4 protein-coding genes are annotated in these 16,282 nt (G+C 63.1%); all 4 read left to right on the forward strand.

The genetic code is table 11. From position 1 onward, the window contains the following. The first annotated feature begins 388 nt into the window (after window positions 1–388). The 4 genes from AC5Y7E_RS19155 to AC5Y7E_RS19170 all read left to right on the forward strand — a co-directional run bounded on the left by AC5Y7E_RS19155 (window position 389) and on the right by AC5Y7E_RS19170 (window position 16,281). A complete protein-coding gene (locus tag AC5Y7E_RS19155) occupies window positions 389–1,129 on the forward strand; it encodes a TylF/MycF/NovP-related O-methyltransferase (RefSeq protein ID WP_499950360.1) in 741 nt (246 codons plus the stop codon). A 164-nt stretch (window positions 1,130–1,293) separates the two neighbouring features. Beyond that, entirely contained in the window at window positions 1,294–14,073 is a 12,780-nt protein-coding gene (locus AC5Y7E_RS19160) for a BTAD domain-containing putative transcriptional regulator (protein WP_499950362.1), read from the forward strand. Between the two features lie 106 nt (window positions 14,074–14,179). Next, entirely contained in the window at window positions 14,180–15,304 is a 1,125-nt protein-coding gene (locus tag AC5Y7E_RS19165; protein WP_499950363.1) for a glycoside hydrolase 5 family protein, read from the forward strand. Window positions 15,305–15,462: 158 nt separating this feature from the next. Then, a complete protein-coding gene (locus AC5Y7E_RS19170; protein WP_499950500.1) occupies window positions 15,463–16,281 on the forward strand; it encodes a DUF1206 domain-containing protein in 819 nt (272 codons plus the stop codon). Window position 16,282: the final 1 nt, after the last annotated feature.

The raw sequence follows: 16,282 nt of genomic DNA on the forward strand, positions 1-16,282 counted from the left end.
CACATAAACAGTACTGTGCGCGCGGTCGCGGCGGAATCTTAATTCTTGGTGTTTCCGTACAATGTCGCCGCGAGACTGCGTCACGTCGACCCCCGCGCGGCGAGGGGCGCCGCGATGGCGGGCCTGGGCAATAACTCATCGGTCACGCCAGCCACAGGTGACACTTCAGTCATAACGCGACGGGTGCGCTCCGGCGCCGGGCGCGCAATCCCCGCATTCCATCGTCAATTAAGCGCCAACCCTCTACGCTGCCGACTAATCGTGCTGTGTCATCCGACGAGGAGGCTGAGCGCATGAAATTTCCGTCCGTCCCGGCGTCACTCATGTCGGTTGATGTTGGCGTGTTCGGTCTGCCCTCACGGCCACTCGACGCAACGCGACACCGCGGATGACCCCAGAACTGACGCACACCAACGGGTTCGACTGGGACCGCTTGGTGAAGATGCCCTCGGCGAGCGACGAGTGGCACAAAGGGCACCAAGTTCTCAACTTTTACCCGATGGACAAGGACTATCGAGATTCACCGACGGCCCGGGCAATGGTGGCGGAATACTTTGCCGACGCAAAGGCTTTGGACACCGATGCGGCCGTGCTCAAGTTCGGTTCTGATGCCGTCACGCTGCGCGGCGCGTACTTGGAGATGGGGGTGTGCACCGGAAGGACCATCAATTTCATTGCCGCGCTCAATCCAGAGCAACGCATCTGGGGGTTCGATTCCTTTGACGGGCTTCCGGAAGAATGGGCTCGCACCGATCTCACCGTCCCGCAAGGTACTTTTCGGGTCAACACCGAGGGGTGGATGCCACCGGTTCTGCACAATGTGAGCCTGGTGAAAGGCATGTTTCGCGACACCCTTCCACAGTTCAAATCTGAGATCCTGAAATCTTCGCCCATCGCGTTTCTACACGTTGATTGCGATATCTACACCTCCGCAAAGGAAATCTTCGATCAGCTCGTCGAAAATATTGTGTCGGGCACGGTAATAGTTTTCGACGAATTCTACAATTACCCCGAAGCCGCGGAACACGAATTCAAGGCATTCCAGGAGTTCCTGGACCGAACCGGGAAAAAGCCTGTCTACCTCGCGTATAACCAGTACTTCGAACAAGCGGTCGTCCAAATAATCTGAGCACCGGCAGAGCGGTCAGCGGCGGGCCGACGATGCCTCAAGCGCTCAGTAGCGCCCGCGCGGACTAAAGGGTTGCCGTTCACCGGCGGCAAACGCCTTTACTCGGCCTTGACCGTGTGTTGATTCCCCTCCGTGACTATCGGAACGTGAGTACGCTTCATGCGGTGGAACTGGGGGTTTTGGGACCTCTCCAGGTGCGGCGGGACGGCGCCCCGGTCGCAATCCCGGGCGCCAAACCCCGCGCGATCCTGACCATGCTCGGGCTCCACGGTTCTTCGATCGTGTCGGCCGAAACCCTGCTCGAGCTCCTGTGGGGCGACGATCCCCCGCGCACCGCCGCCAAGGCGCTCCAGACTCACATCTCGTCGCTGCGGCGCGCGCTGGATGACGGCTTCGTCTTGACCGCGGGAACCGGCTGGGTCCTCACACAATCCGATAGCGATGCTTCGCGCTACAAGCTGGCCACCAAGATGGGCCGTGACGCCGCAGCCGCCGGCGACAGCATCCAAGCGGTAGCCCGCTTCGACGAGGCGCTGACCCTCTGGCGCGGAATCCCCGAGCTGCCCGATACCCGCCGCGGAGTATCCGAGAAGACCCGCTGGATAGAGGGCCACGCCGCGCTGGTCGAGGATCGCGCCGATGCCCTATTGGCGACCGGGCGGGCCGCGGAGATCATCGGCGAGCTCGAGGCGGCGGTGTCCGACGCGCCCCTCCGCGAAAGGCGTTGGGGCCAGCTGATGCTCGCCCTCTACCGCGCCGGCAGGCAGGGCGAAGCGCTGGCCGCTTACCAACGAGCACGCTCACTGCTGGCCGACGAGCTGGGCGTCGACCCCGGGCCGGAGCTTCGGCGGCTGGAAGCCGCGATCGTAGCGCAGGACGCATCGCTGGAAGTCCCGGTAGGACAACAGCTTACGACGGTGACACGCGCCGTGACCTTCCTGCTCACCGACATCGAGGGCTCGACCGCCGCCTGGGAGGCCGATGCCGAAGCCATGGCGCTCGCGCTCGCGCGCCACGACGAGCTTGCCGAACAAGTCGTCACATCCCGCGGCGGAAGGCTGATCAAGACCCGCGGCGAGGGCGACGCCACCTTCTCGGTCTTCGATCGGCCGTCGGCGGCGGCCACGGCAGCGCTGGAGCTACAGGATGCGATTGCTAAAGAACCATGGGCGCTGCGCGAACCCATGCGCATTCGCATCGCGCTGCATACCGGCGAGGTCGAGCTTCGCGACGGCGACTACTTCGGTCGGGCAGTCAACCGCGCTGCGCGCCTGCGTTCGCTGGCGGTGGGTGGCCAGATTCTGTGCTCCGGCGCGACCGCCGAACTCGTCATCGATTCGTTGCCCGACGATGTCGTGTTCGCCGACTTGGGAATGCGTCAGCTCAAGAACTTGGCACGCCCAGAGCACGTCTTCGAGCTTCGCTTGCAAACCACCGAGGACAGTTCTGCGGAACAGACGGCCGATGCACCCGTCGAGCGGCCCGGCCTTCCCGCGGTACTGATTGGTCCCGGTCCGTTTGTCGGGCGCAACGATGAACTCGAAAGCCTTGTGTCCGTTTGGGAGACCGCGCTCGAAGGCGGGATGCACGCGGTTCTGATCGCCGGCGAACCCGGCGTGGGTAAGACGCGTCTGGCGGGCGAGTGGTCGGGGCGGGCCTATCAGCAAGGCGCGGTTGTGCTTTACGGCCGCTGCGACGAGGATCTTGGGGCGCCGTACCAACCCTTCGCGGAGGCACTGCGTTCGCTCGTGCCGTGCATCGGCGCCACACGGCTGCGCGGATTGCGCGGTGTTGAAGCACTACTCGCATTGGTTCCCGGGCTTACCGATGTCCTACCTGATCTGACCGCGCCAACCGCCGCCGATCCGGACACCGAGCGCTACGCACTTTTCGACGCGGTCGTGGCGCTGCTGGCGGTCGCTTCCGCGAGCGCACCCGTCGTCGTTGTTCTCGACGACCTGCACTGGGCCGCCAAACCCACGCTGCTCTTGCTGCGTCATCTCCTGCGCTTCGGCGACCAGGCACGCGTACAGATCGTCGGGACGTACCGCAGCACCGACCTCGACCGCTCCCATCCGTTGGCGGCCATGCTCGCCGACCTTCATCGCAGCGCCGATTCCGGCACCGCTAATCGCCTGCAGCTCAGTGGTCTTGACGAGGGGGACGTGACCGCGTACGTCACCGAGGCCGGCTACGACGACGAAGAGCTCGCGCGGGCATTGGCGTCGGTCACCGGTGGCAACCCGTTCTTCCTCATCGAGGCGCTACGCCATGTCGATGAAAGTGGCGGGGTCTGGGATCCGACTACCTTGCCGCAAGGGGTCCGGGAAACCGTGAGCCGCCGACTCTCTCGGCTTTCGGCAGAGACCAACAAGGCACTTGCCGCGGCCGCCGTCGTCGGCAGCCGGTTCGCCGTGGACCTCGTGGAGCGGGTGGTCGAGCAGGATCTCGTTGACGCTTTCGACGAGGCCTGCAAGGCCGGCATCGTCATCGAGGAGCCCGGCGGTCGATACCGGTTCAACCATGCCATTGTGCGGCGGTCGCTGCTCGCCGAGTTGGCGTCGGTGCGCCGCATGCGGTTGCACCAGCGCATCGCCGCGACGCTGGAGACCGAGCCCGGGGCCGACGACGAGCTGTTGGCCGAACTGGCGCACCACTACTTCGAATGCGCATGGGCGGGAAACGCGGCCAAGGCCGTCGAGTACTGCCGGCGCGCCGCGGACCAGGCGATGGCACGACTCGGCTACGAAGGTGCCGCGGAACTCTACGACAGGGCACTGCATGCACTCGAGGAGCTCGACGACGAACTACCCGACCGCAACGACCAGGCCGCGGAATTATTGGTCGCGCGCTGCGAGGCTCTGCTGGCCGCAGGCGATGTGACATCGGCGGCGGGGGCTGTCGCGCAATTACAGGCAGCGACAATCGATTCGGCCCGACTGGCGGCATGGGCGACGTGTTTCGACGGCGAGCTGTCGATGCTGATTCACCCAGAGCGATTGGACGAGGTCGAAGCCGCGCTAGGCGCGGCCGCGGAAAAGCTGGCCGGATTGGACGATGCCGCGGGAGAAGCCAAAGCGCACACCGTGCGCGCCGCGTGTCTGGCGCGGCTCGGGCGAATCGCCGATTGCGAAATCGCCCTGGACGAAGCTCTCACCGCGGCGCGCCGCGCGCGTGAACACCGGCGGGTCAACGCGGTGCTGGCGGGCGCTCCGCTCGCCGCATTGTGGGGTCCCAATCCTGTTCCGCGTGCAGGCGGTCGGTGTCTTGACGTGGTGCGGCTACTGCGGATAACAACCGATTCGCCTGCGGTCGAGGCGACCTCGACGCGATGCCAGGCGGTGTTGGAGGCCTTCCGTGGCCGCGGCGCCGCGGCACGACGGATGATCGACTCGGCCCGGCGCACCGTCACCGACCTCGGTCTGCGCCATGCGCTTTTAGAAGTCGAGCAGTTCGCCGGCATTGTCGAGTTGGTCGTCGACGATCCTGCTGCTGCCGAGCCCCCGCTGCGTAAGGCCTACAACGGTTTTCGCCGCATGGGCCTGGACGCCGACACCGCCGAGACGGCCGCCCTGCTCGGTCGCGCGTGTCTCCTGCTCGACCGAGACGCCGAGGCCGCCGAGTTGTGCACGGAAAGTGAGCGTCTCGCCGGCCACGCGCTCAAGCCCTCGATCGCATGGCGCACCCTGCGGGCGCAGCTGCTCTCCCGCGGCAACAATCACGTTGAGGCACGCAAGATGGCCGAGGCCGCTGTCAGTCTGGCCGAGCGCACCGACGCGTTGGTCGACCACGGCGACGCATGTCTGGCGCTGGCAACGGTTTTGGCCGCCGCCGGTGACGTCTCGGGAGCGCGAGCCGCCGTCGAGCAATCGGTGAGTCTGTGGGAACGAAAGGGAGCCGCCGCACTTGTCGAAAAGGCGCGTCTCGTTCTCGGCCAGCGTGAGATGCCGACCGCTCCAGTGAGTCCGACTCCGGCCGACGCTCCGGTTGCCGAGCTCGAGAATGCGTGCGTACGCGTGGGACAACGCGTGATAGCTGCCCTTCATAGCGAGGCCTGGGACGTGGTCGAGGAGCTCTATGCACCCGACGGTCTCGTGGAGAGTCGCCGGAAGATCGTCGGCTTCAGGCAGAGCGACCTGCCCTCGGCCGATTGGGCGCATCAGAGCAGACGCGCTATCCAGACGGACGACCTACGGTTCAACCAAGTCGTTGTCGCCGTGCGAGGCGAGCGCCTGGCTTTAGCTCGCTTGGTGATAAGCAGTGCCGACGTAAGCCCCGGGGCGCCGCGCGATGAAATTCTCCAGTTGTACGGCCTGGACGAGGACGGACGAATCGCGTTGCAGATGTGGTTCGATGTCGATGACGCTGACGCCGCCATGGCCGAACTAGACGCCATCTATGCCCGATTCGAGCAGGAACAGCCAGCGCCGCGGCGGCTCGAGAACGCGGCGAGTCGAGCCGATGATCGGGCTATAGCGTACTTCGCTAGTCGGTCCTGGAATGAGATGACAGCACTGTTCGCCGAAGGTATCCGCATCGACGACCGTCGCCGAGGATTTCGCCAAACGCGCAACGACCGCGCAACAGAGGTCGCAAGTATCCGGGCGATCGCCGCCCTCGGCGCAACCAGTATCATTGCAACGCCTCTGGCTGTACGAGGAGATCGCCTGTGCCTGAGCCGATTACGGTTCGAGGGGCACGACGCTAGGCCGGAGGCAACCGGTGCCGACAGGCTGATAGTTGAGGCACTGTCAATTATTGAGGTCGACTGCGACGGAATCATACTTGCCAGGACCCATTTCGACCTCGACGACTTCGACTCCGCGATAGCGGAACTCGAGGCGCGCTATCTCGCCGGGGAGGCGGCAGCGTACCGGCACACGTGGTCGACGATTACCGAGGCGTACGCCGCCATAAGCCGACACGAACTTCCACCGACGACGCCAGACTGGGTGAACATCGATCACCGGCAAGCAAGATCGTTCGCACCCGGCGAAATGATTTCATACATCCACGCCACCTGGGATGTAGCGCCGCAATCTCGCATCCATATCGAGACGGCGCATCGGCTGACTAGTCGCGGAGCAGTGGTAACTAATGCGATGATTGGCAGCTCGCAATACGGTTTTGATGCCGAGTGGCGCGAGGTTTTCCTCCTGATGGTCGAAGGCGACAGCATCGACCGGTGCGAGCTGTTCGATGATGCAGATCTCGACGTCGCGATTGCCAAGTTCGACGAACTCAGCCGACCGATGCCTAGGCTCGAAAACTCAGCTTCCCGAACCTACGAGCGCATGTGGCAGTACTTTGAAGTCCGCGATTGGGCGGCGATTATCGCGATGGTGGCCGAGGAGGAGTTGATCGATGATCGCCGTCGAGTGGTGAACGGCGGACTTCGACACGGTCGCGACGCTGGAGTCGGGGAAATGCGGGCGGCGGCCGACATCGGCTTCACCATAACGGTCGTAGATGTCAGGGCCATCCGCGGCGACCGTCTGGCTTTGGCGCGTGTTCGCGCTGCGGGACACGATCCCGCTGCGATCCAAAACGATGTCTTGCAAGTCGTCCAGATCGATTCGGACGAACGGATCGCGGTAGTGATCACATTCGACCTCGACGACTTCGAGGCCGCTGTCGAGGAGCTCGATGCACGCTACCTCGCGGGAGAAGCGGCACATTACTCGCGGACATGGTCTGCCATCTTGAGCGCATACGCGGCGATCAACCGACGCGAACTCCCTGTCACGACTGTCGATTTCGAGGACAAAGACCATCGGCGCGAGGCAGCTTTCGCGCCTGGCAACATGATCGCTTATCTCCATGCTGGGTGGAAGCTCGACCAAAACATTCATTTCTATGTCGAGGCCGTGCACAGGCTGAGTGATCTCGGAGCGGTCGTCACTCACAACGGACGTTGGACTTCGCGGGAGGGCTTTGAGGCTGAGTGGCGAGAGGTCATGCTTCTCACCATTGATGGCGACTCGTTCGACCGCTGCGAAGTATTCGACGAATCAGACGTCGATGCCGCGAACTCGAGATTCGAACAGCTGAGCAGACCGGCGCCGCGGCTGGAAAACGCAGCAACGCGTGTCTGGGAGCGCCTTTTCGCCTACATTGCGGCCGACGACTGGCAATCCGTGTCACAAATATCGGCCGAGAACGTCTGCGTCGACGATCGCCGTCGGGTGGTCAACGCCGGAATCTTGCATGGTCGAGATGCGAACATAAAAGATACTCAGGCGACCATTGGCGTCGGCTTTGCGATGACGGTTGTCGGCGCCCTGGCGGTCCGCGGTGAGCACCTCGCACTCATACGTGTTCGGGTGTCGGGCCATGACCCCGACGCGATTCAAAATGACGCCCTGAACATCGTCGAGACCGATACCGACAATCGGATCGCCGGGAGTGTCGTGTTCGACCTCGACGACCTTGGAGCTGCCTTCGCCGAACTCGATGCCCGGTACCTCGCCGGCGAAGGGGCCGCCCACGCGCCGACGTGGTCGGTGATCACCGGCGCCATGGTTGCGCACAATCGGCGCGAAGTCGCCGCGGTCGCATCGGATGTGGTGAGTATCGATCACCGCCGAGTGGCATCATTTGCACCCGGCGAAGGTGTCGAGTACATCCGTGCCGGATGGGACCTCGACATAAACCTCAACGTCTACATCGAGACACCACACCGGGTAAACGACCTCGGCGCAGTTTTCACTTGGACGGGTTATGGAACCTCGCACGAGGGTTTCGCCGCCGAGTGGCGCGGCGTCGAAATCATGACCGTCGATGGCGGGATGCTGAGCCGGGCTGAGGTATTCGACGAGGCGGACCTCGAAGCCGCACTCGCGAAGTTCGATCAACTCAGCCGATCGGCACCGCGCCTGGAAAACGCGGCAAGTCGAGCGTACGAGCGCTTCCGCAAGTACTTCGCCGCACGCGACTGGGCCGCCATGTCCGAGCTGCTGACCGACGATACGTCTGTCGACGACCACCGACGGGTCGTGAGCGCCGAGGTCAGACGCGGTCGAGACATCGAAATTGCGAACATGCGGGCCTTCGCCGACATTGGGGCCACGACGAGTACGGCGACGGTCATCGCGACCCGAGGCGAACGACTTGTCCTCTGCCGGACCTGTGTCTCGAGTGAAGACCAGCAATCCGGCGCATTCCACATCGAATTCCTCAACCTTGTAGAGATCACCGCCGACGAACGGATCGCAGCGCGCAGCGCGTTCGACCTCGACGACTTCGAATCCGCCGTCGGTGAGCTCGATGCCTGCTATCTGGTCGGCGAAGCGGCTCCGTACGCGCGCATGTGGTCGGCAATCACGGAAGGTTACGACGCGCTCAACCGCCACGAGATGCCACCGACAACACCCGACTGGGTGAACATCGACCACCGGCGCGGGATCGCGTACGCGCCCGGAGAAACAATTCCGTACCTTCGCGCCACCTGGCACGTCGCACCCGATTTCAAGATCTACATCGAGGCGGTGCACCGGCTGACCGATGTCGGGGCGATCGTCACGTGGGCGGCGCACGGGAGCTCGGAAGCAGGCTTCGATGCCGAGTGGCGGGGGCTCAACCTTCTTACAGCCGAAGGCGACCTGCTCAATCGCCTTGAAGTCTTCGACGAGACAGACGTCGATACCGCCCTGGCCCGCTTTGAAGAACTGCGCCCGCAAGCACCGCGGTTGGAAAACGCGTCAAGCCGCATGATGGAGCGCTTCAACAGTTGCCTTGCGACCGCCGACTGGGACGCCATGGCACGAATGATGACCGTCGACTTTTCCCATGACGATCGTCGTCCGGTGGTCGGCGCTGGAGTGCGACATGGCCGAGACGCGCACATCGTGGACATGCGGGCGGTCGCCGACCTATGGAGCGCGGACGTGACGTCAACCGTCGTGGCGATCCGGGGTGAACGCCTTGCCCTCATGCGTATCCGCCTCTTGGACCGCGATGAAAGGCCGGACGTCTTTCTCACAGAGGTGCTCGGCATCAACGAGATCGATGCGGACGGGCGGGCCGTCGCGGTCGTAACATTCAACGTCGACGATCTCGACGCTGCCATGGCCGAACTCGAAGACCGCTACCTGGCAGGCGAAGCGGCAGCGCACGTGCACACATGGTCAGTCATCGCCGATATCTACGCCGCGTTCAACCGACACGAACTCCCTGCGACGGACTGGGTCACAATCGACCACCGGCGAGGAGCACCGTTCGCGTCCAGCACCATGCTCGCGTCCATCCGTGCCATCTGGGACGTAACCCCAGACCTGCGCATCCACGTCGAGGCGGTGCATCGGCTCGGCAAGCTCGGAGCCGTCATCACACATGTGCAGCAAGGCACTTCAGCAGGAGGCTTTGATGCCGAATGGCGGCAGATCCAACTTCTCAGTGTAGAAGGAGACCGGATTGATCGGTGCGAAATCTTCGATGAATCTGACCTCGACGCGGCGCTCGCCCGCTTTGAGGAACTGCATCCGCGTCTCCCCCGGCTGGAAAACGCGGCAAGTCAAGTGCTTGATCGGGTCTTCACCTACTTCGCAGCGCGCGACTGGATCGCCCTGGCGGAGGTAGTGGCCGAAGACATCTGCTCCGAGGATCGCCGTGCGGTGGTGAACGCCGGTATCCGTCACGGTCGAGACGCCGAAATCGCGGACATGCGCGCGATTGCGGGAGTCGGCGTGGAGCACATCACGGCTACTGCGGTAGCAACACGCGGTGAACACCTGGCCCTTTCTCATGTCCTCCTGCCGGTGGAAGACCAAGGGCCCGAGTCGTTCCGCAACGAGGCGCTCTGCCTGGTCGAAATCAACACCGACGACCGGGTCGCTGCCCGCCTGCTGTTCGACCTCAATGCCATCGACGCCGCCTTCGAGGAGCTCGACGCGCGCTACCTCGCGGGTGAAGCGGCACCGTACGCGCAGACATGGTCGGTTATTGCACGGGAGTGCGCCGCGTTCAACCGCCACGAACTCGCGGTAACGGACTGGGTCCAAGTCGACCATCGGCAGCTCGCTGTAATCGACGCGACCAATCCGCAAGCAAGCTTGCGCGCCATTTGGGATATCACGCCGAATCTCGTCGTCCGCATCGAGGCGGTACATCGCCTCAGCACTTTTGGAGTGGTCGCAACCTATGCTGCGCAAGGGAATTCGCCGGACGGCTTCGACGCCGAGTGGCGAATGCTTTTCATTCTGACTATCGATGGCGATCAAATAAAGGGCAACGAAATCTTCGACGAATCTGACCTCGATGCCGCGCTCGCCCGCTTTGAGGAACTTCAGCCGCGCTCCCGTCGCCTGAAAAGCGCTGTGGCGGAACGCTTCCTAGCGCACTTCGCGGCTCGCGACTGGGATGCCATGGCCCAGGACTTTGCCGACAATTATTACTTCGATGATCGCCGCCGGGTCATCAATGCGGGGATTTATCGCGGTCGCGATGCTGCAATCAAAGATTTGCGGGTCGCTACCGACATCGGATTGACGACAATCGCCACCGTGGACATTGTTGCGACCCGGGGCGAGCGCCACATTCTCACGCATTGGCGCGCCTCAGGCGCCGACCCCGGCGCGGTTCAATTCGACGTGCTGCAGGTCCTTGAGTTCGACACCGGCGAACGGGTAGCAGCGTGCGTGCTGTACGACCTTAACGACATCGACGCGGCTTTCGCTGAGCTTGACGCCCGGTACGTCGCCGGCGAAGCTGCCGCCCACGCGCGCACGTGGACAGTCATCGCTGATACCTATGCCGCTTTCAACCGCCACGAACTCACCGGGGTCGACTGGGCGGTCGTCGACCATCGTCGAGGTGCACTGTTCGCATCCAGCAACATGATTGACTCCGTCCGCGCCTTCTGGACCCAGACACGAGACCTCAGCTTCCGCATCGAGGCGGTGCATAGGCTCAGCGCTTCGGGAGCCGTCGTCACGCACAGGGCGAACGGGACCTCACCAGAGGGCTTCGACGCCGAGTGGCGAATGATTCACGTCTTGACTCTGCAAGGTGACCGTATCGGCGGCTGCGAGCTTTTCGACGAGACAGACCTCGACGCGGCACTCGCCCGGTTCGGCGAATTGCATCCGCAGGCATCGCAGCTGGAAAACGCCGCCACCCGAGTCTACGAGCGCTACAAGACGTACTTCGCCGAACGCGATTGGGCCGCAATGGCGGAAGTACTGGCTGATGACATTTCCACGGACGATCGCCGGCGTGTCGTGAACACCGGGATTTTGCGCGGTCCGAACGCCGTTATCGCGGACACGCGAAACCTCGCCGAAGCTGGTGCGAACATAACCTCAACCGTCATTGCGACTCGCGGCGAGCGCCTGGCTCTATGCCGCGCGCACTTTTGGGGTCAAGACGAGGGGTCTCCGGGCTCCATTGGTGAAGCACTGAGCATCGTCGAGATCGACGCCAACAGTCGGATAACGGCAGGCATCGTGTTTGATCCCAACGACCTCGACTCCGCGTTCGAAGAACTCGAGGCTCGCTACATCGCCGGGGAAGCCGGCGCCCACGCCGAAATGTGGTCGCTTGTTGCGAGGATCACCGCCGGGGTCAACCGGCAAGAAGTGCCCGCGACCACTCCGGATTCGGTTTACATCGATCATCGAGCGCTTGTGTCGATCGAGGGCGTTGATCTCGCCGCCTCTCTACATGCATTGTGGGACATCACTTCTACCTTCAACGTCTACGTCGAGGCAGTGCACCGGCTGGATGAAAACGGAGTCGTCGTCACCCAGGCGGTGAACGCGACCATGCAAGAGGGCCTCGACGCCGAATTGCGGTTCATCGAATTGGTCACAATCGACGGTGATTTGGTAGATCGCTGCGAATGCTTCGACGAGGCAGACCTCGACATCGCGCTCGCCCGGTTCGACGAATTGCAACGGCAGCCGGGGCGGCTCGAAAACGCGGCAAGCCAAGCATTCCAACACCTCATGGCGCGGTGGGTTGCCCGCGACTGGGATGGCGTGGCGGAGATGCTGGCCGATGACATTTTCAACGACGATCGCCGTCGAGTGGTGAACGCCGGGCTACGACGAGGTCGCGATGCCACGATTGAAAGCATGCGCGCGTCAGCCGCATTCGGGCTTTCGGCAGTTACGTCAGCGGTTATCGCGACACGAGGCGAGCGCCTCGCGCTCAGCCGTGACTGCTTCTCAATCCGAGACGAGCAGTCCGAGGAGGTTATCGCCGAGGTGTTCGGCATCGTTGAGATTGACGCCCGCGAACGAATCGTGACGCGCTATGCGTTTGGGCTCGACGACTTCGATGCCGCCATCGCCGAGCTTGATGCTCGCTACGTCGCCGGCGAAGCCGCACCATATGCAAAGACCTGGTCGGTGATCGCAGGTATACAGGCCGCGGTCAGTCGGCGTGAACTTCCTCCGATGACTCCGGATCCGGGTTACATCGATCATCGCCCGCTCGTCTCGGTCGAAGGGGCCGACCTGGCCGCTTCTATTCGCGCAGTGTTCGACATCTTTTCGGCGTACAACGTCTATGTCGAGGAGGTGCATCGGCTGGACGAACTCGGAGCCGTCTACACACAGGTGCACAAGGGAACCTCGAACGACGGTGTAGACGCCGAATTTCGGATGATCGAAGTTCAGATCGTCGAAGGTGGCCTGCTTAGCCGCGCTGAAGTTTTCGACGAAGCAGATCTCGATCTGGCGCTTGCACGCTTTGAGGAATTGCACCCGCGGACGACGCGTTTGGGAAACGCGGCAAGCCGAACCTACGCGCGCATGTGGAAGTACTTCATGGCTCGCAATTGGACCGCCGTGGCCGAGACAATAGCCCACGACGTCGTTGACGAGGACGGACGTCGTCTCGTCGGCCATGGGATCCGCCGCGGCCGCGATGCCGAGCTGGAGAATCTGCGGGTGACAGCCGAACTCGGGATCACAAATGTCACGCCGACTGTCATCGCTACCCGGGGGGAGCGCCTCGCGCTGCATCGTGTCCAGTTATCCGGCCCCGGCCAGCAGCCTGGGGCGTTCTTTAACCCGGTACTCCGCGTGGTCGGGACCGACGCCGACGACCGCATTGTGATTGCCGTGCTGTTCGACCTCGATGACATGGACGCCGCCTTCGATGAACTCGACGCTCGCTACGTCGCCGGTGAAGCGTCCACCCACGCACAAACGTGGACGGCTATGACGCAGGTCCAAGCCGCCTACAACCGGCACGAAGTCCCTCCGGCGACCAAGGACATAGTGAACCTTGATCATCGCCGGATTAGAGCGTTCGCTCCTGGCGACGCGATCCCCTACATACGCGCCACCTATGACGTTGCCCCAAACGTCAAGGGTCACCTCGAAGCCGTCCACCGGCTGAGCAGCTTGGGGGCGGTCGTCACCGAGGTAGTGACCGGGACCTCGCGGGAGGGCTTCGATTTCGAGTTGCGCGAGATAGCCCTTTTTGCTTTCGACGGCGACATGGTCTGCCGGTTCGAGATGTTCGACGAGGCAGATCTCGATGCAGCCCTCGCCCGTTTCGACGAGCTGAGCGCGGAAAAACGTCGTCCAGAGAACGCGGCGAGTCGCGCGGATGACCGCTTCTTCGCCCACACGCGGGCGCGTAACTGGGCTGCGGCGGCCGAGATACTGGCCGTCGATAGCATCGTCGACGATCGCCGCCGCGTCGTGAACATCGGTGTCTGGGAAGGGCGCGATGTCGTAATCGCGAATATCCGAGCTCTTGCCGATGCCTTAACAGACGTAACGTCGACCGCCATTGCGATTCGCGGGGAGCGCCTGGCCCTGATGCGTATCTGCGCACCGAACCCCAACGAAGAGCAGGGAGATTTCCGCGTCGAAATGCTTAGCGTCGTCGAGCTCGAAACCGACGAGCGGATCGCGGCGCACGTCATGTTCGACCCCGACAACATCGACGCCGCCATCGACGAGCTCGACGCTCGGCGTCGAGTTCTTTGAAGAGGCCAAACCCCGCGCTCACAACATTCGATGAGCTCGATCCGCCGCCACTCCAGTCGTAAGCGGTTTCGCCACGGCGCCACGGCCGATCTCCTATCGTCACTACGTGAGGCGTCGGACGGTCCTAACGCTCCCGGTATTGCTGGCGGCGGCCACTACGCTGACCCCGACGCCGCTCGCCGCCGCAGTCCAAAGTCCATGGTCGACGGACCGGGCTAATCGCTGGTACCAGGCGCAGGGATGGCTGGTCGGCGCCAACTACATCACCTCGAACGCCATCAACCAGCTCGAGATGTTTCAGGCCGACACCTTCGACCCCCGTCGCATCGATACCGAGCTCGGCTGGGCCCAGACGCATGGGCTCAACGCTGCACGAGTCTTCCTCCACGATCAGCTCTGGGCGCAGGACGCGCGAGGCTTTCAAAAACGCCTAGCGGAGTTTGTCGCCATAGCGGCCCGCCACAGGATCAAACCACTGTTTGTCTTCTTCGACTCGTGCTGGGATCCGTTCCCGAAAGCCGGACCGCAGCGCGCACCCAAACCGGGGGTTCACAACTCCGGCTGGGTACAAAGCCCTGGCGCGGAGCGCCTCGATGACCTCGACTACCGTCGCACCCTGCGAGACTATGTCACGGGTGTCTTGAACCAATTCCGCACTGATGAGCGTGTTTTGGGATGGGACCTATGGAACGAGCCCGACAATCCCGCCCGTGTGTACCGAAAGGTAGAGCGAACAGACAAGCTGGACCGTGTGGCCGACCTGCTCTCGCTGGTGTTCGGGTGGGCTCGTTCGGTTGATCCGAGTCAACCGCTGACGAGCGCCGTGTGGGACGGCGTGTGGGAAGATCGTTCAAGGCGAAGCGAAATCGCAGACCTTCAATTGACTAACTCCGACGTAATCACGTTTCACTCTTACGACAAACCGGCGGGCTTCGAGGACCGGATCGCCGAGCTGTCACCGTTGGGACGCCCCATCCTTTGCACCGAGTATCTGGCTCGGACAGTGGGCAGCACCGTGGACGGAGTTCTGCCAGTCGCCAAGCGGCACAACGTCGGTGCGATCAACTGGGGGCTGGTGGCCGGTAAGACCCAAACCTACTTTCCGTGGGACTCCTGGGACCACCCGTACACCGCGGTTCCGCAGCTCTGGTTTCAGGACTTGATCCAACCCGACGGGCGACCCTACCAAGACTCTGAGTTTCACACGATTGGCAAGCTGAGCAAGCTGTGACGACGGGACCTGGCCGCTTGAGGACCAGCGCGGCGCGCGTGGCTCAGCAAGAAAAGGGGTAGTCGCCACTCGGCGCATCACTTGCATCCAAAGAGAAGGACACGCTGATGAGCGGCGCGGATGAAGCCCGGAACACGCAGCGGGACAGCGCCAGCGAAATGGGCGGGGCGATCAATCCCACTGATGTCGTGCGACGCGCCACATCTGAGCGAGCCCCACAGATCGCGGCGCGCGTCGGGTATGTCATCAGTGGGCTGATGCATTTGCTGATCGCATACCTTGTCGTCCGCATAGCTCTAGGAGGCAAGGCCGATGCTGATCAGACCGGCGCGTTGAGAACTATCGCCGACACCACTGGCGGTTTCGTGGCGCTGTGGGCAGTCGCGGTAGCGCTAGTTCCCCTGACGCTATGGCGGCTTGCGGAGACCGTTGTCGGCCTCCACCCAGCCGAACGTCGGCGTGATCCTCGAGATTTTCGAACAATCAACCGAATCAAGGCTTTTGGGCTCGCCATTGTGTATACGGCGGTCGCAGTCACCGCGATGCAGTTCGCGCTGGGGAGGCGCAAATCCAGTGCAGTGCAAAACGCCGGACTCAGCGCGCGGTTGATGCAGTCCGCGCAGGGCAAAGTGGTCCTGGTGGCGGTCGGCCTGGTGATCGTCATAATCGGTGGTTACTTCGCCTTCAAGGGAGCATCGCGGCGGTTCTGCAAAGATCTCACCGTTTCGCCGGGGCGCGCGATCACCGCATTGGGCTTTTGTGGGTACATCGCCGAAGGCACCGTGTTGGCCGGGGCCGGCCTTCTGGTCGTCGTCGCCTCCATCCGCGCCGACCCATCGAAGGCGACGGGTCTGGACGGCGCGGTGAAGACGTTACGTGAGGCCCCGTTCGGCACAGGGCTGATCCTTCTGGCGGGAGGCGGATTTGCCGCTTACGGCCTGTACAGCTTCGCCCTGAGCCGCTATTCGCGGATGTGAC

The sequence above is a fragment of the Mycobacterium sp. NGS17 genome (genome assembly GCF_059813205.1).

Excerpts from the sequence above, each read along its gene's own strand:
- AC5Y7E_RS19155 (WP_499950360.1), top strand. The coding sequence starts at position 389 with ATGACCCCAGAACTGACGCACACCAACGGGTTCGACTGGGACCGCTTG.
- AC5Y7E_RS19170 (WP_499950500.1), top strand. The coding sequence starts at position 15,463 with ATGGGCGGGGCGATCAATCCCACTGATGTCGTGCGACGCGCCACATCT.